Here is a 24,244-nt window from a genome sequence, read left to right as displayed (position 1 = left end):
CCTTTTTAGAAAATGGCAACGATACAGAGCAAGTTTCACAAGACATTCCAGAACCGACACAAAGAGAGTTTGAAGTCCGTGTCCGTCGTGATTCATCACAATACTCGATGACTGGTTATACCGATAAACTCAGTATCATGTCATTGAATAATGATCCGACCACTTTAACGGGGGTTTTAATTAATCGAGGCCATTGTCAAAGCAAAGGCTTTTATGATTATAAAAATATGCATTACAGTTCGGTTGCTCAAGTTTATCTCGGTTGCTCGGCTGAAAATGTGCGTGAAGTGACCATCAGCACCGACGATGGTTTGTCCTATACCTATAATTTTTAGTGATTCTCAACTTAAAACGACCATGTATGTTTTAATCAAAAGGTTAGATCATACTAAAAAATTGCTGACCGATATCGGTCAGCAATTTTGCTTTTTTGATGTCAATCAGCTCAACTTTTTATGGTTTAAGAACCTGTAAAGATGGGTCTTTGACCTAGAAAAATAACGTTTTAATTCAATCTATATAAACTTTTAAAATCGACTACATTGTCTATTTCATCTGGGATCAGATGATAAATATTCTTAGCCGTTATACTAAATACCTCAATTTTTCGATTCACCTTTACAGCCAAAATATCTGCAAGCGACTCGTCATCTTGATCAAAACATTTGGGTTGAATACGCTTTTGTGGGCTTTCACGCTTCGATATTAAGTATTTAAACACGTCTTCAGATGGTAAATCATAATAGAAGCTTTCAAACATAAATAGATCATCTTCATAAGAATATTCTGTTGCATAACCAGTCAATTTTAGATCCGAATTTTTTGAATCTGCCCCATTGTAATCGTACCCAATTTGTGAAGTTTTTAGTACTTTGGCTATATAATCAAATAAATTTTTTATTGATGCATATTTATGGTTTGAGTGCTCCAGTTCACCACGTTGAATGAGTAACTTATAAATAGTAGAAATAAGTAACCTCTCTATGCCAAGACGCTTAGGTACTTCCTGCTTATTTTGGGCATAAAGTAGTTTAATCATTTTATCCAATTGATCGATATATGCACTTTTATCTACACTAGCATCGACTCCTAACCTAGATTCCTGAACTAAAGTAAATTTCATCAAATCTAGATAATCGAGGAGAACATGAGCGATGGGAACATTTGATCGTTTAGACAAGTGTAAACTTAAGTAATCATCAGTATGCTGTTGATCCTCAAATAAAGCGATGTCTTCAAACCGTCTATGGCCCAATCTATATCCATTATTCTTGGCTAAATATTCGTAATCATCTAAATAATAGGATAATTGTTCTTGAAAGGGAGCTAAAGACTGGTTATTTGCAACGCAATTTGCAATTGAATACCAACTGAGTAGTAAGGTCTCAGGCTTATTCGCAGATAAGAAAAACTATACGCATAACGAAGTTATAGCGCATTTTCATATTATTCAGCAAAAAATTCGTCGTAGTACATCATTACATTTAAAAGGCTATGTATGGAAATTAGAGTACGGTATAGACCAAGCGTTACATATTCATTGTTTTTTCTTTTTTTGTGGCCGGAAACACCGTGAAGACATTAGTTTAGCCCGAATGATTGGTGAAATGTGGAATACACAAATTGGTGGTCAACATTGCTACTTTAACTGTAATGCCACTAAGAATCGTGAAAAGTACAAATACGATGCTTTGGGTGAAATAAACCGCGATGATCAAACTAAATACGACAATATTGCGAAGGTGATTCACTACTTTGCCAAGTATGAACAGTACGTACTACATCGTAACTTAGAACGTGTGAAAACACTAAATACAGGTATTTCGCCTCATCTGCACAAGAATATGGGCCGTCCAAGTCTGACCAAACACCACACTTCTATTTAACCTTATTACAGAGATTTTTAACATGAATCACGTATTTGTACCAAACGCACAGTCTTTATTTGTTAATCATACTCAAACACCACCAACTTTTTACGTCAATGAGCATTTTATGCAAATGGCATGTGGGTTGATTGATTTCCAAAAGAAGTTAGAACAGGACAAAATCAAAGTCTACCCCAAGCCAACAGCGGCGTGCCCATACCCTGCAATGAATCCAATATTTGTTTGGGCAATAAACCAAATGCAACAATTATCTATCGATACAAATATTTTTAATGGATTTGAAGTAAACCCTTATCTCAATGTTCTCCAAAAATTTGCTGTTGAAAATTCACAATTGCTGAACTATCCGCAGCCAATTCATTGTGACACCTTGAAAAATGTATTTAATCGTTTACGCGCTGAACTCTATACAGCTAAAGCAAAACTTCATGCGAGTAAATATTTAGTAGAAGTACAAAAGTTTCGGAATGAACAAAAAAGTGTATTCAGACGCGTAATGCAAACCAAAGAACAGGCCAATTGCATTTTCTTAGATTTACCAATTCTGAGCTGTACAAATAATTTCCACTATTCAATATATGAAGAAATAGAAAAGAAATCAGTAAAGATGGTCAAGAAATATTTGAAATCTCTACATGAAGCCGCTCAACTGAAGGATATTCTTTATGATATCCATTGGCGTATTATCAAAGGACTTGATCATCAGCTAAGCGCACAAGCATTTGTTTATATCATTGGTGATGATATGGATTATTTACCTTTGCTCAAAGAGCAATGGGAGTTAGTCTGCTTGGATTACCAGCTGCAAGGCATTTTTTCCATGCCGAAGCATACTCATTGCTATGATGGGCAAGGCATTACTCAAAAGGCATGGCTACAATTGATTGAACGTGTACATGAGCCACTTAGTTTTTATCGTTATAAGGGCAATGGCATTACTTATGCGTGGAAGAAATATACGGGTAATGTTTAACCTCTAGTCTTTTTATTTCCACCTAAGGGTTCATTCGTGAGCCCTTTTTTATATATTGAAAATATATTTTCAAAACCAAAATTGAGTTTAAAATTATTAACGTTTTTTATACTCATTTCCTATCCCATCCTAAATCATCCTGTTTTTGCTTTTTACATCCAAAATTTGATGAGGGGTAGGTTGAGGGGTAAATATAAAGATAAAAAATAAGCCCTTGTAAAAACAAGGGCTTATTTAAATATTTGGCGGAAGCGGTGAGATTCGAACTCACGGAGGACTCACACCCTCGTCGGTTTTCAAGACCGGTGCATTAAACCGCTCTGCCACGCTTCCATGTGCGCCATAATATAAACATTCGGCATTTTGATCAAGCAAATTTTCAATCAAAAACAAACAACTGCATATTGTTTCACCAAAACATTCACTTTATGGCTCAAAACTAAGCAAATTTTATTTTTAAATTTTAAAAATCATCTGCATAGCATTGTAATACCTAGACCTCTACCGCAGTGGCTTTGGGTGAAGTATGCAGCTTAGCAACCATAAATACATAAATTGTCGAGATCAAACTGACGACAGCAGCCGTCATTAACCAAAATGCAGGTGCACTTTGGCTGCCCGTTTGCTCAACAATATACGTTGCAATTACAGGAGTTAAGCCACCAAACACCGATGTCGCCAAACTATATGCCACCGAGAATCCTGCGGTACGTACTGTTTTCGGCATAATTTCGGTTAAAGTCACCACCAATGCACCATTATAGAAGCTATAAAGTACAGACAAAATAAATAACACTTCTAACATATGCGCAAGGCTAATGTTGTTCGTCAACCAACTTAACAATGGATACGCCAAAAACAAAATAAGAATGGTCATACTCATTAAAATGACTTTACGACCAAATTTATCCGCCAATATGCCGCCAATCGGTAGAAAAATAAAATTACTTGCGCCCACAAAGATGGTTGCAATTAAACTTTGAGTGCTGGTTAAGTGCAGAATTTCTTTACCATAAGTTGGGGTATATACAGTAATAAAATAAAACATGGTTGTTGTGGTTGCCACCATAAGCATGCCAGCAATCACAATTTTCCAGTTTTGGGCCAAAGTTGATAAAATTTGTTTAGTGGTTGGATGATGCTTACGTGAAGCAAAATCTTCGGTTTCTTGCAAATTACCACGAAGATAAAAAATTGCAGGAATAATTAAACATCCAATGATGAATGGAATACGCCAAGCCCATGCCGAAACTTGCTGTTCAGTAAAAATTTGATGAATCCCAAAACCCAACAATGCCGCAAAAATGACTGCCACTTGCTGACTTGCAGACTGCCAACTGGTAATAAAACCTTTATTGTGTTCATCGGCAATTTCAGACAGATAAACCGACACACCGCCTAATTCAACACCCGCCGAGAATCCTTGGGCTAATCGTCCAACAAAAATTAAAACCGCCGCCGCAATACCAATAGTTTCATAACCGGGGGTGAAAGCAATCACAACTGAACCAAAGGCCATAATGGTTAACGTCAGCATTAAACCTTTACGCCGCCCAATGCGGTCGACATAAGGGCCTAAAACCAAAGCACCAATTGGACGCATTAAGAAACTGACTGCAAAAATCAGAAATGTTTTAATTAACGCCGCATAAGCACTTTCAGATTTAAAAAAGGTTTCCCCAATAAATTTGGCGTACAGACCAAATAAAAAGAAATCGTATTGCTCTAAAAAGTTGCCGCTAGTTACATTAAAAATTGCACGTACTCGAGATGTACGCGACTGCTCTGCTTGAGCTTGCATCATCTGATCTCCATCATCATTGTCCATTTTTCGCCCAAAGCATAAAATGTAATGACGGCAGAAAGCTTAACCCAAACTTAAATTAGTTTAATAAGCAAACAAAAGATTACGTTTTTATTTAAATAATGCCTATTTTTTAATATTTTAAATCGATTAATATTTTTAATAAAAATAAAGCCAAAACCAAATAATTTATATTTTTTATATATTAATTGTTTTTTAACTTTTGGTAATCTTGAAGCACAGCAACAGCGCAGGCATCCATTTTTGGCTTGTCCAACACAGTTTAATTTTGAAAAAATGAAATGGTTCAATTGATGTCATAAAATTTTGACCGACTAAATTTTTAATTAAATTTCGCACGTGACTTACTTTTCGCAAAAAAAATGAGAATGATAGTGCTACAATAAAGCGTTTAATTTTTTCTCAGGGCAGCCTGTGTGGCAGTGCCTATTCATATCTTAGGATTAGCAATGACTGATAATGCAACCATCTTGCAGCATGTACCAGTAGGCAAAAAAGTGGGTATTGCCTTTTCTGGTGGTTTAGATACTTCAGCAGCTTTATTGTGGATGAAACAAAAAGGTGCAGAACCCTATGCGTATACTGCAAACTTGGGTCAGCCAGATGAAGATGATTATGATGCGATTCCAAAAAAAGCAGAACAATACGGCGCAATCAAAGCACGCTTAGTCGACTGCCGTTTACAATTGGCACTTGAAGGGATTGCAGCCATTCAATGTGGCGCATTCCATATTAGCACGGGTGGCGTACCATACTTTAATACCACACCATTGGGTCGTGCAGTAACAGGCACCATGCTTGTGACCGCAATGAAAGAAGACGACGTAAACATTTGGGGCGATGGTTCGACTTACAAAGGTAACGACATCGAACGTTTTTACCGTTATGGCTTGCTCACCAATCCTGCGCTTAAAATTTATAAGCCGTGGTTAGACCAAACCTTTATTGATGAATTAGGTGGCCGTGCAGAAATGTCACAGTTCCTCATCGACAACGGTTTTGACTATAAAATGTCAAAAGAAAAAGCATATTCAACTGACTCGAACATGCTCGGTGCAACCCATGAAGCCAAAGATTTAGAATATCTAAACGCGGGCATCAAAATTGTAGAGCCAATTATGGGCGTTGCATTTTGGAAAGATGACGTTCAAATTCAAGCAGAAACTGTGTCTGTAACCTTCGAAGAAGGTATGCCAGTTGCTTTAAATGGTCAGCGTTTCGACAATCCTGTTGAGCTTATTTTAGAAGCCAACCGCATTGGTGGTCGTCATGGTTTAGGGATGTCAGACCAAATTGAAAACCGTATTATCGAAGCGAAATCGCGCGGTATTTATGAAGCACCGGGCATGGCGTTATTGCATATTGCTTACGAACGTTTGGTTACAGGTATTCACAACGAAGATACCATCGAACAATACCGCATTAACGGTTTACGTTTAGGTCGTCTGCTTTACCAAGGTCGTTGGTTCGATTCACAAGCATTAATGCTACGTGAAACTGCACAACGTTGGGTGGCTAAAGCCATTACTGGCACTGTAACCTTAGAACTTCGTCGTGGTAATGACTATACCATTATGAATACAGAGTCAGAGAACTTAACTTACGAAGCAGAACGCTTAACCATGGAAAAAGGTGATTCTACCTTTACCCCAATGGATCGTATTGGTCAGTTAACAATGCGTAACCTTGATATTATTGATACCCGTGCAAAATTGGGCATTTATAGCAACGCAGGTTTACTGTCGATTGCTCAAGGTTCAGCTGTACCTCAGCTTGAAAGCAAGAAAAAATAAGTGCTTTAGCACAAAACCAGCATTTCGATGCTGGTTTTTTTATGCTTAGAAAAATATCTGGCTCGAATTACAACATTTATCTTAATCTCGGATTATCATTCGCGTGTAAATGCTTTATCATTTGCTTTATTTTCAGTTTGAATCCTCTTGAAAACGATTACGCTTCTTCAGCCAGATGATTGGCATGCTCATTTACGTGATGGTCTTGCACTCAAACGTACCGTTCCAGACTTAGCCAAACAGTTTGCACGCGCAATCTGTATGCCAAATTTGGTACCACCAGTTAAAACCGTTGCTGAAGCAGAAGCCTATCGTGAACGGATTATGGCACATGTTCCTGAAGGGGTTGCCTTTGACCCACGCATGGTGCTGTATTTTACCGACCACACTGCGCCAGATGAAATTAAAAAAATTAAAGATTCAGCGCATGTAAATGCAATTAAGCTCTACCCAGCCGGTGCAACCACCAATTCAGACAATGGCGTCAGCGACATTCGTAAAGTTTATGCGGTGATTGAGCAACTTGAAAAGTATCAAGTGCCCTTATTACTTCATGGTGAAGTAACACATTCACATGTCGATATCTTCGATCGTGAAAAACGCTTCTTAGATGAAGTGTTATCGCCACTTTTAAAACAATTTCCCGATTTAAAAATTGTGCTTGAACACATTACCACCAAAGAAGCTGCGCACTTTGTGTTGGAACAAGACCGCAATGTGGCCGCAACAATTACCCCACAGCATTTATTATTTAACCGTAATGATATGTTGGTTGGTGGCATTAAACCGCATTTTTATTGTTTGCCAATTTTAAAACGCCAAACACATCAACAAACTTTGCTTGAAGTGGCAACAAGCGGGAATCCTAAGTTTTTCTTAGGTACAGACAGCGCACCACATGCACAAGATGCCAAAGAAAATGCCTGTGGCTGTGCCGGTTGTTATAGCGCACCAACGGCCATTGAACTTTATGCACAAGCCTTTGACCAAGCTGGAAAAATTGAGCGTTTAGAAGGCTTTGCCAGCCACTTTGGTGCAGATTTTTATGGTTTAGCACGCAATACCAACACCATTACCTTGGTGCAAGAAGAACAGACCATTCCTGCGCAGCTCGATTATTTAGATGACCAACAAATTATTCCGCTTTATGCAGGTAAAACCATTCAATGGAGAAAAGTGTGACTGACGTAACAACACCCATTATCGGTCAACGTTTTCGTGGTTTTTTACCTATTGTTGTCGATGTTGAAACGGCAGGCTTTAATGCAAAAACCGATGCTTTGCTTGAAATTGCATGCATTCCCATTGTTTATAATGAACAAGGCGAATTTGTCCCCGGCCCGGCATTTCATGCACACATTAATCCGTTTGAAGGGGCCAATTTAGACCGCCGATCGTTAGATTTTATTGGCATCGACCCATTTAATCCAATGCGTATGGCCATGGCAGAAGATGAAAAATCGGCGTTAAAGCGGATTTTTAAAGAACTCACCGCCATTCGCCGTGATCAACAATGTACCCATGCTGTATTGGTTGGGCACAATGCTCACTTCGACTTAGGCTTTTTACAAGCTGCTGTGGCACGTACAGGCACCAAAAATCAAAGTCCATTCCATAGTTTTTCGGTGTTCGATACCGTCACTTTAAGTGCGGTCATGTTTGGTCAAACGGTTTTAGCCAAGTCGTGTATTCAAGCTGGTATTGAGTTTGATGGTAAAGAAGCCCATTCAGCTTTATACGATACACAAAAGACCGCAGAACTGTTTTGCTATATTTTGAACAAACTCGCTCCACATCTACTTGACACTTTGGTGGCGGATCAATAAGATACCGCCATCCTCGCAACGTCCCTATCGTCTAGAGGCCTAGGACATCGCCCTTTCACGGCGGTAACCGGGGTTCGAATCCCCGTAGGGACGCCATCTATTTTCAATCTTCATTGAAACGATGCAAACAGCACAATCAAAAATGGTGCTAACAGCGTTAAAACAAAGCCACTAAAAATTGCAATTTGCACATCAGTCTGTGAACAATTCTTTTTCACAAACGGCAAAGTCGAATCCATTGAAGTTGCGCCACATACCCCAATCACAGGATATGGCATTTTCTGCCCCAACAGATACAACAATGCAATAGCGTAAAATTCACGCATTAAATCGGTTAACAGTGCAAAACTGCCCAGTTCGGTGTTGCTTAATGTCGCAACCAAAGAGCCCGATAAACTAAACCAACCAAAACCGCTGCCAACCATCATCAAAGTCATCATTGGATAATGGGTAAATACAGAAACCATTGCAGCAGAAACCAACATAGCTACAATTGCTATTGCAGGAACACTAAAATGTTTGGCAGTCAAGCTTTGCAATTGTACGGTAGATAAATCGATACCGATCAGAAAAATCAGCACATACAGCAAATTGCTAGATACATTGGCGGATGATCCTGTGTGATGAAAAAGCAAATACAGCCCAACACCCATCATGACCATAAGCACCGCAATTAAGCATTCCTTAATGGGTGTAATAATCTCTTTTAAGCTTTTAGTCGCGTGTTCAGCGACCACTTGGCTTCGACCACGATATAAACATAAAAATGTTATCAGCGATAATACTGACGCGTACATTACAGCATTTAAAATTACTTTTAACCCAATATGCGGGTCCGCCAATACTTGCGCAAACTGAAAACCAATCGACACTAGAAGCAGCCAAACCAAATAGGTAATGCTTTTAATCAGTTTGGTTTTTAGCGTATTTGTTGCAAATTTTCCAAATCCCCATCCGAAAATGAGTGCCAACAAAATTGGCGCCAATGAATTCCATAACAAACTTAACATTCTAATTTTTAATCCATCTTTAAATATATTCACAAAAACCAAGGCACTGTAGCATTTTTCAGCGCGGCTGTGTATTTGCACGATTAAAGTTCACTATTGCACATTTATCGGTTTTCTCTACAATAGCCCGCTTCATTTTCTGTATTTACTAATTTTATGCAGCCATCTCACTCTCCGAATGATGCTTCGCATCAGGGCAATTCTGCGCCACTTAAACGCGCTATGAGTACCCGACACTTGGTGATGTTGTCACTAGGTGGTGCCATTGGCACAGGCCTATTTTTAGGTTCGGGTGAAGTCATTGCACAGACGGGGCCTGTAGGTGCCATTATTTCTTACTTCCTTGGCGGACTGATTGCCTATATGGTCATGCTCTGCTTAGGAGAACTTGCTGTACATATGCCAGTTTCTGGCTCATTTGGTGAATATGCCAATAAATATATCGGCCCAGGTACAGGCTACATGATTACTTGGCTGTATTGGCTGACATGGACAGCTACGCTAGGCACTGAATTTACTGCGGCGGCCTTGCTGATGCAAGAATGGTTCCCGCATGTGTCGATGTGGATTTGGACGGTCATTTTTGCAGCACTGGTATTTATTTTAAATATTAGCTCGACCCGCATGTTTGCTGAATCTGAATTTTGGCTTGCGCTGATCAAGGTTGTCACGGTTATTGGTTTTATTGTACTTGGACTGATGGCCATTTTAGGTTTCATTCCGTTTCATGGCATGGAACACGCACCGTTATTTCATAATTTAACGGCTCAGGGTTGGTTCCCTCAAGGTTTATTCCCTATTTTTTCGACCATGTTGATTGTCAACTTTGCCTTTTCAGGCACCGAATTAATTGGTGTTGCCGCGGGAGAAACGGAAGATCCGGCCAAGAATGTACCGAAAGCCATTAATGCAGCCATTTGGCGCTTACTGATCTTCTTTGTAGGTACCATTGTGGTGATTAGTGCTTTATTGCCGTATCAGCAAGCGGGTTTAAGTTCAAGCCAAGTCAGCAGCAGCCCATTTGTAACCGTCTTTGCTTATATTGGCATTCCCTATGCAGAAGATATCATTCGCTTTGTGATTATCACGGCATTGTTGTCTGCAGCGAACTCTGGCTTATATGCCGCTTCACGCATGATGTGGGCATTGTCTGCCAAAAAACAGTTGCCACAAGTGTTTTCGAAACTTACCAAATCGGGCACGCCGATTGTCGCTATTATTGTGACCATGTTTGGCGCAATTCCCGGTTTATTGTCAGAACAATTTGCCCCTGAAACCATCTTCAAGAACTTATTGGGCATTGCCGCATTTACCATGGTGATTGTATGGACCGCAATTTGTCTGTGCCAATTTAACTTCCGTCGCCAGTGGTACAAGTCGGGACACAAAGCCTCAGATTTACGCTTTGCCGCGCCGCTGTTCCCAATTACCCCCATTTTAGGTTTTGTTTTCTGTGTCATTACGGGTATTAGTATGACCCAAGACAGCTCAATGCTGCCGGGCTTTTATAGCTGCATTATTTTTATTGCACTGTGTTATTTAAGCCATTTTGTATTTTATAAAAACAAGAGCTCTAACTAATTGTTAGACATTTGTTTTTTATTATAAAAGTGTAGCTAAGTGCTACACTTTTTTTATATGGGCTTATACTTTCAATAAAGTTCCCCCCATAGATTATTTGAATTTTGTATGAAAATTATTTTTATTCATGGCATCAATCAACAAAGCCTCGATGCGCACAGCTTTCAATCTTACTGGCTAAAAGTGTTTAATCTTGGGCTACAAAAGAATAATTTACCCTTAGATGTAGATGATCTTCAACTCGCCTTCCCTTTTTATGGCGATATTTTAACGCAACATAATCAAAAAAATGCCTTAGATATTAATACCATGCTTCCAAACTGGTCTTTTTTCGACAAGCTTCCTAAACTGCGTGAGCGCAATAGCCACAATATTAAAAAAGCCTTAGAAATTCCGCTACTGCCGCATTATGCCCAAGACCAACCCTATTCACTCAAAAATAAATTTTTCTTACTTTCACAATTGGCAAAAGACCGTGTTTTAAAAGAAATGGTGATTTTATTGAACCATTTTCCAGATTTTCACGAATCCTTAGTGCAAAAATTTATTTCTGAAGCCTATTTGTATTGGTATGACCCAACATTTAAACAACAAGTGCATGAACGTATTTTGTCGTGTTTTGAACCAAACGAGAAACACATTGTAATTGCGCATTCACTCGGTACGGTCATTGCCTACAATATTTTGCAAGAACTACCAGAACAGTACCAAATTGAGCGTTTTATTACATTGGCCTCACCGTTACCATTTAATGTGGTACAACGCCATCTTGAGCCTCCTATGCAACGTCCAAAGACACTATCTGGCGATTGGTATAACTTCTTTGCTCAAGATGATTATCTAACAACATTCCCAATGCAAGCGCCACTTTTTGATTTTCAACCTCCCGTGCACAATCAACTGATTACCACCTTTATTGATAAACCGCATGAAATTATGGGATACCTACAACATCCTTTGGTCATTCGCTGCATTCTTGAACAGTTATATGACTTTAGTTTTCATCCCGAATTTCAGTAAGTCAAATTTTTAAATTTGACTTAAATCATTAAAACTGCTGATATTTTCAGCAAAATCCATTTTTTTGCAGACAATGTGACATTTTTTAGGCACTCAAACCCCAAATATGCTTTTTATTTAAAAAAGTGTTTGACAGCTTTTTAGATTCACCCTAATATACGCCCACCTTCTGATGTGTCCCTATCGTCTAGAGGCCTAGGACATCGCCCTTTCACGGCGGTAACCGGGGTTCGAATCCCCGTAGGGACGCCACTTAAATTCAGAATACTCTAGAAGTCCCTATCGTCTAGAGGCCTAGGACATCGCCCTTTCACGGCGGTAACCGGGGTTCGAATCCCCGTAGGGACGCCAAATTCAAAAAAGCCCAACTATTTAATATTTGGGCTTTTTTTATGGCTTTAAACTTTTGCCGATTATCTTTAATTCGGTTATATCTATCAATTGGTTTATGTTTATCTCCGTAACCTGCTCTTTATCTATTTTAAAATTGATTATTTTCTTACATTACCGAGAGCGCTTAGCCCTTTAAATTAACCGTTCAAAGGGCTTGTATGACAAATTATAATAAGCCGAAATCTGATCGAATTTGGCTTTTTTCTGGTGTGCGGTTATATCGAATGACTCTAAATCCGGCTTCATTAACCAATGCATCTCTATTTGCATCGTTATTTTCACGCCCTTTATGTGATGAGTCATCTAATTCAACAATTGCCACAACATTAAAATTTTTATCAATAACAACGAAATCAGCCACTTTACGATTGAACAAGTTTCTTGTTGCATAACCTTTTGCCGTCATAAATGAACTAAATGCAACCTGTGCCAAAACACCATATTCGGGTAACGATTCGATTAAACGTATGAACATAGGTTGTTCATTCATGGTTAATGGTCTTTTTCCTGTTATCGGTGTGCGATTTCCTTTGCTACCTTGTTCATTTTTTAAGTTTTTCAAAAAAAATAATACAGCCCCAATAATTACTAAAAAAATTAGCATCCCCATGATGTTTACTCACTTATCAAAATTATCGCGAGCATTCTAAATGAGCTAAGCTATTATATTCAAAGTAAAATCAAATTTATTTGCTTTAATTTCAATTGATAAACATACTTTCCATACCGACATGGCCGTGAATTATGATGCCATTGAAGCAAAAATATTGAATAAAAATACGCAATACGATTTAAAGAAATCCAAATAAAGTCTCCCCCCCAAAATACATACTTACAGAATGGCTGTTTAGCTGTTAGAAAATCAACGGCCAAAATTCAAGTACCAATAAAAAGCCAGAAGCATCACTGCAAGGACGATTAGATCGCGGAGCATCATCACTTTAAGAATGCTTGGTTTACCTTCTGGTGCGTTAACCAGTTGCATCTTGTGTTCTTCTGCATGCATATTAGGATGTTTATTTTTAATTTTTTTGATGCAATTTACACAAAAGCGATAGTACAAGTCATTTCCAAAAAATCCAGAAAACACGCAAATAAGCAGACCAACGCTCAGCTCAAATTTCATGATTAATAGAATGCCTGCAAACATGACAAGGTTGCCCCACGTGCGCATGTTGCGATAGTAAAACCATGTAAATGTAAAAAAGAATGCGCCGATATTCAAAGAAGTGAGTTTACGCTGTCCGTACACACCGTCTTTAAACCATTTATGTTTGTAATATTCCTCATAATCGCTACCAATAAAATGATAAAGATCATCTTCGGTTACGCTAGAGTCAAAATCATTTTGTCTTGTGAGTACTCCAAATAGTTCATTGATGCGATCACGAATGTTGTTAAGATCTTGAGATAAAGACATATTTTAGAGATTCCTTTTTGGATTTTTATCATTCGTTCATTTAGTTTATTGCTGTTAAAAATCAAAAGACGCTGTACATTGCATCCTAAACTGAAAACTTACCACCGAGAAATCAATAAAAGAAGAATAGGAACTGAGCATGTATTTGGCAAGCGAAAAACTTTTAAGATTTTTGCTTCCGCTTTTAATCGACAAAAAAAATCTACCGACAGATAATCGGTAGATTTTTTAAAGCTTCAATGAATGTGCAGCATTTTAATTAGAACTGCAAAACATTCGCATTCACTTTAGTCCAAGTAATTTTTGCATTGGATAAATTCATATTACGCATGCTTGCAGACAATGGTTTCGATGCATTGGTCCCATTAAAAATGAATTTAGACGCACCATTCACCGTCACGTTGTTATAGTTCACATCGTGCCAATTGGCTTTGGTGCTGCCCGATTTTTTCTCATAAATCGTATCCATTACAATTGCATTAGGCACATTGGTCATGGTCACGCCAGTATAATTTACATTAGAGACTTCGCCTGAAGCAGAAGCATCACTCTTAATGCGTAAGCCATTGGTGGTACCGTTTAGCGTCAAGCCTTTCACATCAATGTTATAAACACCGTCTGTGGTTTCACTACCAATAGACAAACCATGACCCGCGCCAAAGTTATTGTCAATAAAGCTCATATTGCTTGATGAACCAGCGCCAGCATTGGCTTTAATTGCAACGTTGTCATCGCCAGTACTAATATAGCTATGCGCTACAGTCACGTTTTTCGATGAAATTGGATCGATACCATCGGTGTTACGCGCTGTTTTTGGCGTATTGATGGTGACTTTCCACGCAGTTAAACCATCACCTTGTTTAAACACCACATGGAAATTTGGTGAATCTTTTAAGGTGATTTTATATAAGGTAATATTTTTGCCTTTGTTAATTTGAACTAAGCGTGGTGCATTTTGCTTGCTGCCAGACGTTTTGGCTTGTTGCGCCAATGTCCACCAACTCACGTTTTTGTCAGTTAATGTCGCACCGCCTTGCCCATCAATGGTCCCTGCACCATAAATACCTGAATTTACATTAGAGTTCATCGTAATGAGTGCCGAGCAGCCATTGCCTTTTTTATCTAAGGTACCGCATGTGCCACTACCGTTATCAAAAGCACTGGCTTTATTTAATGCGCGTAAGCTTGCACCTTGATCGACCCATAAGCTCACGCCCGATGGAATCACTAACGCACCAGAATAAAAACTCCCTTGCGAGCCATTGGCAACTAATTTCACCGCTTGACCATTTGAGCAACTATTTAACGCTTTTTGGATGATTTGCGTTGCATCGTTACCGGTTGCTTTTAAAATTGTACATGCAGTTGGAATAACAGGTTCCGTCACTGTTCGGGTATCTGCAGCGAGCGCAGAATGCATGCTGGTTATGCTGGCGCACAACACAATCCCTGTTGAATAAATACGAGCATAATTAAACATAAAAGGAGATTCTCAAAAGAATAATAAGAGCGCTTGATCTTAGATTCACTTCTGATATTTTATTAAATATTTTTGTTATCTATTTGTTATTTATCATGAAAATTTATCATATTCAAATTATTGATTGCGTTAAATCACACATAACAATTTAAATTAAAAAAACCTCACTTATTTCGCATTAAATATTGATTGGCAAGCAACAATTGCTTGGTATATGCCATTTTTGGCGTATTAAACAATTGCTCAGTCGGTTGAAATTCAATCACCTGCGAACGATTCAGCACTAAAATATGTTGGCACATGGCCCGAACCAATTGCAAATCATGACTAATCACTAAATAGCTCATCTGCATTTGTTGTTGTAATCGTTTTAACAGCTGGACAATACTCCGTTGAGTGGTTTGATCTAACGATGATGTTGCTTCATCTAAAATTAACAACTTGGGTTTTAAAATTAATGCTCTGGCCAAAATTACCCGTTGTCGTTGTCCGCCAGATAATTCATGCGGATACCGATTCAAATATAAACTGGATAATTCAACCGATTCTAAAGCGGCAATCATTTGTGCATGACGTTGCTCTGCGGTTAAATGCTGAGTTAAGCTTAAGCCTTCATCCAAAATTTGTGCAACACTTAAGCGTGGATTCAAGCTGCTGTAAGGATCTTGAAAGACCATTTGAAATTGCGTGCGCTGTGGTCGTAATTGTTTTTCTTTTAACTGATTTAAATCTTGCCCTAAAAACAAAATTTCGCCCTGACTGATGACAAGCCTTGCAACCGCCAATGCCAATGAGGTTTTTCCCGAACCACTTTCTCCCACAATGCCAATGGACTCGCCTCGGTTTAGTTTTAAATCCATTGGTGCTAAGGCAATATGCGGCTTAGAATGTCGTTTAAACCATGTTTTTGTGTGAGGAAACTGAACCGTTAATTGTTTTAATTCTAATAATACATGCGATGGCGAATGAATTTTTTCGGCACGTCCAAAGTCGTGTTGTAAAAACTGTTGTGTATCGCTATGTTTGGGCTGAGAAAAGACGTCTTGCATCGGGCCTTGTTCAAGCGTTTTTCCTGCCTGCATCAGCAATACATCATCGGCATAATGTCGCACCAAAGCCAAATCATGGCTAATTAAAATAAGTGCCATATTGCGTTGTTGTTGCAACTGTTTTAATAAATTTAAAATTTGTATTTGCAGCAAGAAATCTAAAGCGGTGGTGGGTTCATCGGCAATCAGCACATCGGGGTTTTGTGCCAATGCCACTGCAATCATCACGCGTTGCCGTTCTCCCCCAGATAATTGATGCGGATAAAGCTTTAACTTTTGCTCGGCATTGAATAATCCGACCTGATTTAACAATTCAAGAACACGTTGTCGCACCGCTTTGGGCTTCATTCCATCATGTAAAAGCATTTCACCAATTAAATGTTCAACTCGGTGTAGTGGGTTCAGCGCCATGATTGGGTCTTGAAATACAAAGGCAATTTTTTTACCTCGAATATTTTCCAACGCTGTTGCAGATAAGCTCAGCAATTCGGTATTTTTAAAATATGCTTTACCCGAAACCTTTAATTGTTTTGGCAGTAAGCCTAAAATAGCCAATTGACTGAGCGTTTTTCCCGAACCACTTTCGCCAATAATCGCCAGTGTTTGCCCTGTATTTAATTCAAAATTTAAATCATCGACCAAAACTTGTTGTGCATGGTGTACGGTTAAATGTTCGACTTTTAATAGCACAGTATTAGTTTTGTTTTGGGTCAAAGGCATCACGTGCCGCATCTCCCATACAGATGAGTAAGGATAAAACCATGCTTAGCGTTAAAAATCCTGCAACGGCCAACCACGGGGCATGCAAATTATTTTTCGCTTGTAATAATAATTCGCCTAAAGAGGCGCTATCTGGTGCTAAGCCATAACCTAAAAAATCTAGTGCCGTTAGTGCACTAATATTGGCCGCAAAAATAAAAGGCAATTGCGATACGCTAGAACTGAGCACATTGGGCAGAATATGCCGCCAAATAATAACGTATTCAGCCACGCCTAAGGCTTTTGCCGCACGAACATAGTCTAGATTTCGACTACGTAAAAACTCAGCACGCACCAATCCAACCAAGGCCGTCCATGCAAAAAACAACATAATGAGGAATAACCAATAGATGTTTGGACTAAAACTATTCACTAAAATCATGACCATAAACAGCATGGGTAAACTGCCCCAGACTTCTAAAACACGCTGCCCGATTAAGTCGACCCAGCCTGCGTAATAGCCTTGTATCGCGCCAATCAATATGCCGAATACGCTTGAGGCAAGCGTCAGCGCAAACGCAAAAAGAATTGAGATACGTAAACCATATAAAATACGTGCCAAAACATCTCGACCTTGGTCATCTGTCCCCAACCAATTTTCTGCACTTGGTTTTGAAGGCACAGGCACATTCAAAGCCAAATTAGGCGTATCAGCAGCATAGCGAAATATTGGCCAAATCATCCATCCCTGTGCTTGAATTAACTGTTGCACCGCAGGGTCTCGGTAATCGGTTTCTGTGAAAAACACACCGCCAAACGTTGTTTCAGGATAAGCCTTAAACACTGGAAAATAATAGTGCTGCTGATAATGCACTAACAGCGGTTTGTCGTTGCTTATAAAGGTCGCGCCAAATGAAAGCAGCGAGATGCAAGCAAATAACATAAAGCTCAAAAAACCCAATCGGTTTTGCCTAAAGCGTGTAAAACCTGCATGCAGAATGGGTGACATTTAACTATTGTCCCCTATTGAATGAAAATGCAGCCGTGGATCAAGCCACAAATACAGCACATCCCCACATAAACGTAGGAGCATGCCGGTTAAGGTACAGACAAACAATAATCCAAAAATAACGGGATAATCTCGTTGCGATACGGCTTCAAATCCAAGTAAACCCAAACCGTCTAAATTAAATAAGATTTCAACAAATAATGTGCCTGCAAAAAAAACACCAATTAAAGTTTCAGGTAAACTGGCAACCAATACTAAAATCGCATTTTTAAAAATATGGCCAGTCCATACGCGGTTTTCGGTTAAACCTTTGGCACGAGCAGCGATTACATATTGTTTGTGCATTTCTTCAATAAATGAATATTTGGTTAAACCACTTAAGCTTGCTAAGCCGCCCAAAACCATGGTCAATAATGGCAGCGCCAAATGCCAAAAGTAGTCTTTTATTTTTCCAAAAACACTTAATTGGGCAAAATTTTCAGAAACTAAACCTTGTAATGGAAACCATTGAAAATATGAGCCGCCTGCAAAAAACACAATCAGCAAAATGCCAAAAACAAGCATGGGCACGGCGTAACTCATGGCTAAAAACAAAGATGTGGTTTGGTCAAAAATCGTGCCTTTGCGTTTGGCTTTTTGTATGCCTAAATAAATTGCCAAAGCATAAATTAGCAGACTGCTCCATCCACCTAACGACAAAGTTACAGGCATTTTTTCCCACAATAATTCACTGACTTTTTTGCCTTTAAAAAAGCTCTCGCCAAAATCGAAATGTGAATACGCCTTTAGCATCTGCCAAAAACGCACATACGCAGGTTGATCAAAGCCATATTGCGCTTTAATTTTTTCAATAATTTCTGGGCTTAAACCACGTGCGCCCTGATAATATTGCGCGGGGCTAGTTGTGCCGTTTTCATTGTTGCCCAATACACCAAATTGACCTTGTTCAATCTGTTGAATGCGTTGTTCTACAGGGCCGCCGGGTGCAATTTGCACAATGCAAAAATTAATCAGCAAAATAAAAAACAGCGTTGGAATCATTAACACCAGCCGTTTAAAAATGTATATCGCCATAATTTTTACCAAGCTTGGGTTAATGTTGATGCAAATAGTGCTGTATTTGCGCCTGTGCTGTTGGATCAGACCACCAATAATCTATGCCTGCCGATAACTTTGGCCGGCGCTGTGGCTGACGATACATATTCCAATAGGCATACCAAATTTCGCCGCTGCCATAACTGAGTATTTGATAATACCCCGCCCTTAACAGCCGATCTAACACATGCGTGGCAACCAGCAATTCAGCTCTATTTTTCGCATGCAGCATGGCTGAAATTGCAGCATCTATAGCCGGATTTTGTATTCCGGCATAATTATAATTTCCAATTTGTGTTGCAGCTTGGCCGCCCCAAAACTGCATTTGCTCACGCGCAGGGGTCAGACTTTGTGGCATATTATTCAAGCTTAAATCGAAATCGTAACGGCGCATTCGCTCTAAATATTGAGGCATATCTACCTGACGCAAATTGACCTGAATCCCCAATTTTTTCAGGTTACGCACAAAAGAGATTAACATGGTCGATGGATCATTTGAATTTAATAAAAATTCAAATTTCACCGCTTTGCCTGTTACGTCGAATAATTGCCCGTGTTGAATACGATAGTCCGCTTTATATAAAAGTTGTTGAGCCAAAATCAGATTTTTGCGATTAAAGCCTGTCGCATCAGACACAGGATAATGCAAATCGCTCAGTACGCCTTGTCGCATCACTGGATTTAATTTTGCCAACCACGGCTGCAATAGTTTCAACTCGGCGGGGCTAGGTTTACCTTTTGCTGCAAGTTCACTGTTGGCAAAATAACTTTCTAAGCGACGATATTGACCATAATATAACGCTTTGTTTTGCCATTCAAAATCGTAAGCGTAGGTCATGGCTTGGCGCAGATAAATATCATTCAGCGGGGCGCGACGTGTATTAAACACAATAGCCGGTGAACTAATTGGGTTTTGGTGAGAAAACGAATATTTCACCACTTTAGCTTGGCTAAGCGCAGGAAAATGGTACGCTGTGGCCCATCTACTCGCGTTATTTTCTTGTTGCAAAGTATATTCGCCGGCTTTAAAGGCCTCAAATGCCACATCTAAATTACGATAATAATTATATTGCAACTGATTAAAATTATAACGCCCGCGATTGACCGCTAAATCTTTACCCCAATAATTCGGATTACGCTTATAACGAATGCTACGTCCAGCATCAATATGCTCAATTAAATAAGGCCCTGAACCTAAAATGGGAAGCAACGACACCCGCTTAAAATCTTTATGTTGCCAGTCCATACGCGAATACAACGGTAATGTTGCCAAAATGGCCAACATTTCGGGATGATGTGCAGATTTAAAATAAAACTTAACCGAATATTTATCCACAACTTCGGTTTTGGCTAAGTCAGACAAATACATTTGCAAACCGAAATTCGACTGGGTTTGGTAGGTATCAAAACTGAATTTCACATCATTAGATGTTAAGGGCTGACCATTACTAAAATGGGCTTTGGGATTTAAATGAAAAATAACGGAGTCAAGCTGTTTGGGGTCGAAGCTTACCGCTTTAGCCACCAAGGGATAAAACACATTCGGCTCGTCTAATGATTTGCTCATCAAACTGTCGAACAACAAATTCACCCCTTCGGTTGAACTGCCCAAACCATTCATGCTGTTTAAATTATTAAATGTGCCAATACTGGCACGAATTAAATAACCGCCTTTAACCGCCTTGGGGTTGGCATAAGGCATTGCAGACAAGTGGCTATAGCGTGCAGAACCATCTAAGGCAATATAAGGTGTTGTGATCACTTTTGCCGTTGTCACTGAACTGAACAACAGCCATCCAGCAGTCACAACACCCCATATTTTCATGCCGACTTAACCATGCTGGTTTATTGATTCGGCACTTTTAAGGTTGTGCCTAAACGTAACGATGCACTCGGTTCTAAATTGTTCATATCCGCTAAAGTTTTAACATCGACATTGTATTTCGATGCCAAACGAATCAGCGAATCCCCCGATTTCACCTTGTAGCTTACAGTTAGTTTTGGCACATTAATTTTTTGTCCACGGCGTAAACTTGTTTTTGCGCTTAAACCATTTAAATCGGCCAAATCTTTAACACTTAAACTGTATCGACTCGCCAAACTGGTTAAGGACTCACCCGCCTGAACCGTATAGCTTTCGGTATTTTTCGGCAATGTGCTTGCCGCCGATTTTGAACTTGCTGTACTGGTGCTCGATGAGCGATCTGGCGCAGAGGCTTTATCTTCAGTTAATTTTAAAGATTGACCTGAATGCAACTTCGCAGATACTTTTAAGCCATTTAAATCGGCAAGATAGGCTTGTTTAAGATAATATTTTTTCGCAACACTGGCTAAGGTATCGCCAGATTTCACCACATAAGTTGAGCTATTGCTGTCATCGCTTTTATCGTCCGCAGGTAAATCTCCGGTTAATTTCAAACGCTGACCAACACGCACGCCCGAATTACGTTTTAAACCGTTTAACTTGGCAACATCGTCTAAATTTAAATTATATTGGCTAGCAATATTGGATAAATTATCGCCACTTTTAACCGTGTAAACATCGGGCACATTGGTGCCTTCAGGCACTTTCAACACCTGTCCAACACGTACATTGCTGCTGGTTTTTAGGTTATTGAGCTGGGCAAAATCGGCCAAAGACATTTTAGATTTTGCTGCAATGCTATTTAAAGTATCGCCACGTTGTACTTTATAGCTTTCTGTGGCAATTTTTTCAGCGCCACGTTTGCTGGTATCTGCTGTGGTTTTTTCAGCCTCTACCTCTTGCAACGGCACATTAATTTTTTGCCCAACCATTAAGGCGCTAGATGCAGATAATCCAGTGTTTAGATCGACCAATTCAGGCACAGATAACGCATAACGATCGGCAATTATTTTTAAATATTCGCCACGTTTTACCACATAAACTTTGGTTTTAACTTTACTCGATTTATTGTTTGCAGTCTGCGTTACAGGCGTGCGAGAAGATGTATCGGAGGGTGCTTTTAAACTCAGTTTTTGCCCAACCAATAAATTACTACTCACACTTAAATCATTCCAATCTGCCAACTGTTTGACCGTTAAGCCAAACTGTGAAGCAATACTGGTCAAGCTTTCGTTGGCTTTAACTGTGTAACTGTCTGGCACGGTATTTTTTGTGCTGCTATTGGCCTGTGGCTTTGCATCGTACAAATATAACTTGGTGCCTGTAAATAACGGCGCATCTGGATCAATCTGGTTCCACTTGGCAATATCGCGCCATGCCACACCGTTTTTCATTGCAATAATGGCTAAAGTGTCGCCCGCAATAACCGTATACGTGGTTCTTACACCTTTAGGTGCAACCACAACCACATCGGTATCGGTTTTAATAAAGTTTTTGCCTTGGTTCCGTTGTACATCTGGCGAAGTTGCAGGGGTCGCATCCACCAATTGCTTAGGATACGCAAAGCTCTTGCTGACTTCTTTACCCTGATTTTCCGCAACCGATAAACTGGTTTGAATGGCGGTTAACTTAATTTTTCCATCGTATGGATCGACAATTTCTGTCCCCGTTGGTGCAATGGATTTAATTTCATTGACCACTTGCTGTTGCTCGGCAGTCGATGCTACAGGATCGATTACTTTTTTGACCGTTTCATTTTTTAAATTGTCTGCGCGAATTTCAGACTCAATCCGCGTGCGCTCTTGCGATGAAATTGGCGGTTCAACCGAAATTGGCTTTTTCACCTCAGTTGCAGTTGCAACAGCAACAGGAATACGCGGTGCACTTGGCACATCGGCATTATTGGCAAACATTGCTAAAGCACTGGCATCTTGCGGTGTGTTTTTAAGCGCAGGTTTCACCGGATTAGCTGTACTTGGACGACTAATCGCTGCGGCTAAATTCGGATTGGTGCTCGGCGTGGTTGTAATCGGTGGCGGTGTCGTCTTACTTGGTGTCAAAACCGTTACATTCGATGTGGTTGCAGGTGAATTGTTGGCAAATAAGCCAGCACTTGAACCACTATAATTGGTTTTAAGCGCCGTGAGTTTTTTATCTACCGCTGGGCTAATATCCGATGGAATTAAAATGCGACCCGGACTTGCAGGGTCGATATTTTCGCCACGATAACCCGGATTTAATGAATACAATTCGGTACGGCTTAATCCAGTTAAGCTCGAAATATCATTTAAAGAAGCGCCGGCCGGCACTTTAACTTCACGAAAGTGTGGTCGGTTAGCAATTGGCGGTAAATTTACCCCATAAGCGCGCGGGTTTTTCACAATTTGCGCAACAGCTAAAAACCGCGGCACATAGTTCATGGTTTCGGCAGGCAGTTTTAAAGACCAATAATCGGTCGGTAAGCCTGCGGCGGCATTACGGTTAATCGCTTGTTGCACACGCCCCGGCCCCGCGTTATATGCCGCCAGTGCCAACTCCCACGACCCAAATTGATTATATAAACTGCCAAGAAATTCATAAGCTGCGCGAGTCGATTCAACCACATCACGGCGCGCATCATAAGAACCCGTTTGCTGTAAGCCGTAAATACGACCTGTACTTGGAATAAACTGCCACAAACCTGCAGCCGATGCAGAACTGGTCGCAGCTGGGTCGTATGAACTTTCAATCACTGGTAACAGTGCCAGTTCGGTCGGCATACCACGACGTTCTGCTTCTTTTACGGTGTGATATAAGTAACGACTGGCACGCGCACTTAAACGATCTAAATAAGGCTGCCGTGAAATAAACCAACTGCGCTGTGCATCAATACGTGGGTCCCAATGGTTTTCATCCATTTTAAAACCCACAGCAATCCGCTTCCAGACATCACCATGTTTTAAAATTAATAGGCGATCGCCTTCAACCGCACGCATGTCGGTTGCAGACAATAAGTCTTGCAAGGAATCTAAAGAAGATGCATCTAAATAATCACCACTACCCACTTGTTTGGATTTGGTTGGATTGGTTGTACTAGTAGTAGAACTACATCCTGTTGTAAATGCTAAAGCAGCGATTGTTGAACTTAAGAATGACAGTTTAAAAAATTGCGGTACAGACAGTTGCCACAATCCTGTGGTTGGTTTAAGCATATACGGTTCCAAACAAAGTCGTAAGAATTATAAGATTCACATAGCGCCATTGTATTGCAGCATATGCATCAGACAAGAACATAAATACTTCTGTTTTAGACATAAATGTTACAAGAAATTAAAAAAT

General features: G+C 39.7%; 17 protein-coding genes, 4 tRNA genes and 2 pseudogenes. 11 read left to right on the top strand and 12 right to left on the bottom strand.

All coding sequences use genetic code 11. The annotated features are described in order from the left end of the window. Nucleotides 1-335 (top strand): annotated as a pseudogene (locus I2F62_RS05280) (hypothetical protein); the annotation flags it as partial. 170 nt (nucleotides 336-505) lie between these two features. On the opposite strand, the gene I2F62_RS05275 reads toward I2F62_RS05280, so the two are convergent. Beyond that, entirely contained in the window at nucleotides 506-1,180 is a 675-nt protein-coding gene (locus I2F62_RS05275; protein ID WP_324625972.1) for a hypothetical protein, read from the bottom strand. Between the two features lie 178 nt (nucleotides 1,181-1,358). On the opposite strand from I2F62_RS05275, the gene I2F62_RS05270 reads away from it, so the two are divergent. Further along, nucleotides 1,359-1,886, top strand: a complete 528-nt coding sequence (locus I2F62_RS05270; RefSeq protein WP_324625981.1) for a YagK/YfjJ domain-containing protein — start codon at nucleotides 1,359-1,361, stop codon at nucleotides 1,884-1,886. A gap of 22 nt (nucleotides 1,887-1,908) precedes the next feature. Then, the gene (locus tag I2F62_RS05265) at nucleotides 1,909-2,862 is read left to right on the top strand and encodes a hypothetical protein (RefSeq protein ID WP_324625971.1); all 954 of its coding nucleotides are present in this window, start codon (nucleotides 1,909-1,911) and stop codon (nucleotides 2,860-2,862) included. A 243-nt stretch (nucleotides 2,863-3,105) separates the two neighbouring features. On the opposite strand, the gene I2F62_RS05260 is transcribed toward I2F62_RS05265, so the two are convergent. Further along, a tRNA-Ser gene (locus I2F62_RS05260) sits at nucleotides 3,106-3,195 on the bottom strand. A gap of 160 nt (nucleotides 3,196-3,355) precedes the next feature. Continuing rightward, the gene (locus I2F62_RS05255; RefSeq protein ID WP_324625980.1) at nucleotides 3,356-4,663 is read right to left on the bottom strand and encodes an MFS transporter; all 1,308 of its coding nucleotides are present in this window, start codon (nucleotides 4,661-4,663) and stop codon (nucleotides 3,356-3,358) included. A 458-nt stretch (nucleotides 4,664-5,121) separates the two neighbouring features. Here I2F62_RS05255 and argG point away from each other — a divergent pair, with 458 nt between their 5' ends. From argG to I2F62_RS05235, 4 genes are all read left to right on the top strand, one after another. Next, a complete protein-coding gene (gene argG, locus I2F62_RS05250) occupies nucleotides 5,122-6,480 on the top strand; it encodes an argininosuccinate synthase (protein WP_324625979.1) in 1,359 nt (452 codons plus the stop codon). Between the two features lie 147 nt (nucleotides 6,481-6,627). After that, entirely contained in the window at nucleotides 6,628-7,662 is a 1,035-nt protein-coding gene (pyrC, locus tag I2F62_RS05245) for a dihydroorotase (RefSeq protein ID WP_324625970.1), read from the top strand. Beyond that, the gene (rnt, locus tag I2F62_RS05240; protein ID WP_324625969.1) at nucleotides 7,647-8,306 is read left to right on the top strand and encodes a ribonuclease T; all 660 of its coding nucleotides are present in this window, start codon (nucleotides 7,647-7,649) and stop codon (nucleotides 8,304-8,306) included. Before pyrC ends, rnt begins: the two co-directional genes overlap by 16 nt. A gap of 20 nt (nucleotides 8,307-8,326) precedes the next feature. Further along, nucleotides 8,327-8,402 (top strand) — tRNA-Glu (locus tag I2F62_RS05235). Between the two features lie 14 nt (nucleotides 8,403-8,416). Here I2F62_RS05235 and I2F62_RS05230 read toward each other — a convergent pair. Then, nucleotides 8,417-9,316 carry a lysine exporter LysO family protein gene (locus I2F62_RS05230; RefSeq protein ID WP_324625968.1) on the bottom strand — a complete coding sequence of 300 codons (900 nt, stop codon included), beginning with the start codon at nucleotides 9,314-9,316 and terminating at the stop codon, nucleotides 8,417-8,419. 156 nt (nucleotides 9,317-9,472) lie between these two features. Between I2F62_RS05230 and I2F62_RS05225 the strand changes: the two genes are divergently transcribed. The 4 genes from I2F62_RS05225 to I2F62_RS05210 all read left to right on the top strand — a co-directional run bounded on the left by I2F62_RS05225 (nucleotide 9,473) and on the right by I2F62_RS05210 (nucleotide 12,268). Beyond that, entirely contained in the window at nucleotides 9,473-10,897 is a 1,425-nt protein-coding gene (locus I2F62_RS05225) for an amino acid permease (RefSeq protein WP_324625967.1), read from the top strand. 108 nt (nucleotides 10,898-11,005) lie between these two features. Then, nucleotides 11,006-11,917 (top strand): hypothetical protein, encoded by a 912-nt coding sequence (locus I2F62_RS05220; RefSeq protein ID WP_324625966.1) that lies wholly within the window; start codon nucleotides 11,006-11,008, stop codon nucleotides 11,915-11,917. A gap of 176 nt (nucleotides 11,918-12,093) precedes the next feature. Beyond that, nucleotides 12,094-12,169, top strand: a tRNA-Glu gene (locus I2F62_RS05215). Nucleotides 12,170-12,192: 23 nt separating this feature from the next. Next, a tRNA-Glu gene (locus tag I2F62_RS05210) sits at nucleotides 12,193-12,268 on the top strand. A 214-nt stretch (nucleotides 12,269-12,482) separates the two neighbouring features. On the opposite strand, the pseudogene I2F62_RS05205 reads toward I2F62_RS05210, so the two are convergent. The 8 genes and pseudogenes from I2F62_RS05205 to I2F62_RS05170 all read right to left on the bottom strand — a co-directional run. After that, a pseudogene (locus I2F62_RS05205) lies at nucleotides 12,483-12,920 on the bottom strand (DUF2726 domain-containing protein); the annotation flags it as partial. A 252-nt stretch (nucleotides 12,921-13,172) separates the two neighbouring features. Further along, nucleotides 13,173-13,730, bottom strand: coding sequence for a hypothetical protein (locus I2F62_RS05200; RefSeq protein WP_324625965.1), 558 nt, complete (start codon nucleotides 13,728-13,730; stop codon nucleotides 13,173-13,175). 259 nt (nucleotides 13,731-13,989) lie between these two features. Then, nucleotides 13,990-15,210, bottom strand: a complete 1,221-nt coding sequence (locus I2F62_RS05195; RefSeq protein ID WP_324625964.1) for a glycoside hydrolase family 28 protein — start codon at nucleotides 15,208-15,210, stop codon at nucleotides 13,990-13,992. Nucleotides 15,211-15,374: 164 nt separating this feature from the next. Beyond that, entirely contained in the window at nucleotides 15,375-16,979 is a 1,605-nt protein-coding gene (locus tag I2F62_RS05190) for a dipeptide ABC transporter ATP-binding protein (protein WP_324625978.1), read from the bottom strand. Then, the gene (locus I2F62_RS05185) at nucleotides 16,954-17,967 is read right to left on the bottom strand and encodes an ABC transporter permease (protein ID WP_324625963.1); all 1,014 of its coding nucleotides are present in this window, start codon (nucleotides 17,965-17,967) and stop codon (nucleotides 16,954-16,956) included. The genes I2F62_RS05190 and I2F62_RS05185 overlap by 26 nt, the downstream gene beginning before the upstream one ends. Next, a complete protein-coding gene (locus I2F62_RS05180) occupies nucleotides 17,968-19,041 on the bottom strand; it encodes an ABC transporter permease subunit (RefSeq protein ID WP_324625962.1) in 1,074 nt (357 codons plus the stop codon). It abuts the gene before it with no gap. A 19-nt stretch (nucleotides 19,042-19,060) separates the two neighbouring features. Next, the gene (locus tag I2F62_RS05175; protein ID WP_324625961.1) at nucleotides 19,061-20,887 is read right to left on the bottom strand and encodes an extracellular solute-binding protein; all 1,827 of its coding nucleotides are present in this window, start codon (nucleotides 20,885-20,887) and stop codon (nucleotides 19,061-19,063) included. A gap of 20 nt (nucleotides 20,888-20,907) precedes the next feature. Next, nucleotides 20,908-24,117: a LysM peptidoglycan-binding domain-containing protein gene (locus tag I2F62_RS05170; protein ID WP_324625960.1), complete on the bottom strand. Its 3,210-nt coding sequence runs from the start codon at nucleotides 24,115-24,117 to the stop codon at nucleotides 20,908-20,910. Between the last annotated feature and the right edge of the window lie 127 nt (nucleotides 24,118-24,244).

It is taken from the genome of Acinetobacter sp. MD2(2019) (assembly GCF_035615615.1).
Lineage (GTDB): Bacteria > Pseudomonadota > Gammaproteobacteria > Pseudomonadales > Moraxellaceae > Acinetobacter.
This window is presented reverse-complemented; position numbering and strand designations above follow the sequence as displayed.

Bases quoted from the DNA above. Each gene is read 5' to 3' on its own strand.
- I2F62_RS05265 (WP_324625971.1), top strand. From the start codon at position 1,909: ATGAATCACGTATTTGTACCAAACGCACAGTCTTTATTTGTTAATCAT.
- I2F62_RS05255 (WP_324625980.1), bottom strand. From the start codon at position 4,663: ATGCAAGCTCAAGCAGAGCAGTCGCGTACATCTCGAGTACGTGCAATT.
- rnt (WP_324625969.1), top strand. From the start codon at position 7,647: ATGGAGAAAAGTGTGACTGACGTAACAACACCCATTATCGGTCAACGT.
- I2F62_RS05230 (WP_324625968.1), bottom strand. From the start codon at position 9,316: ATGTTAAGTTTGTTATGGAATTCATTGGCGCCAATTTTGTTGGCACTC.
- I2F62_RS05225 (WP_324625967.1), top strand. From the start codon at position 9,473: ATGCAGCCATCTCACTCTCCGAATGATGCTTCGCATCAGGGCAATTCT.
- I2F62_RS05220 (WP_324625966.1), top strand. From the start codon at position 11,006: ATGAAAATTATTTTTATTCATGGCATCAATCAACAAAGCCTCGATGCG.
- I2F62_RS05200 (WP_324625965.1), bottom strand. From the start codon at position 13,730: ATGTCTTTATCTCAAGATCTTAACAACATTCGTGATCGCATCAATGAA.
- I2F62_RS05195 (WP_324625964.1), bottom strand. From the start codon at position 15,210: ATGTTTAATTATGCTCGTATTTATTCAACAGGGATTGTGTTGTGCGCC.
- I2F62_RS05190 (WP_324625978.1), bottom strand. From the start codon at position 16,979: ATGCCTTTGACCCAAAACAAAACTAATACTGTGCTATTAAAAGTCGAA.
- I2F62_RS05185 (WP_324625963.1), bottom strand. From the start codon at position 17,967: ATGTCACCCATTCTGCATGCAGGTTTTACACGCTTTAGGCAAAACCGA.
- I2F62_RS05180 (WP_324625962.1), bottom strand. From the start codon at position 19,041: ATGGCGATATACATTTTTAAACGGCTGGTGTTAATGATTCCAACGCTG.
- I2F62_RS05175 (WP_324625961.1), bottom strand. From the start codon at position 20,887: ATGAAAATATGGGGTGTTGTGACTGCTGGATGGCTGTTGTTCAGTTCA.
- I2F62_RS05170 (WP_324625960.1), bottom strand. From the start codon at position 24,117: ATGCTTAAACCAACCACAGGATTGTGGCAACTGTCTGTACCGCAATTT.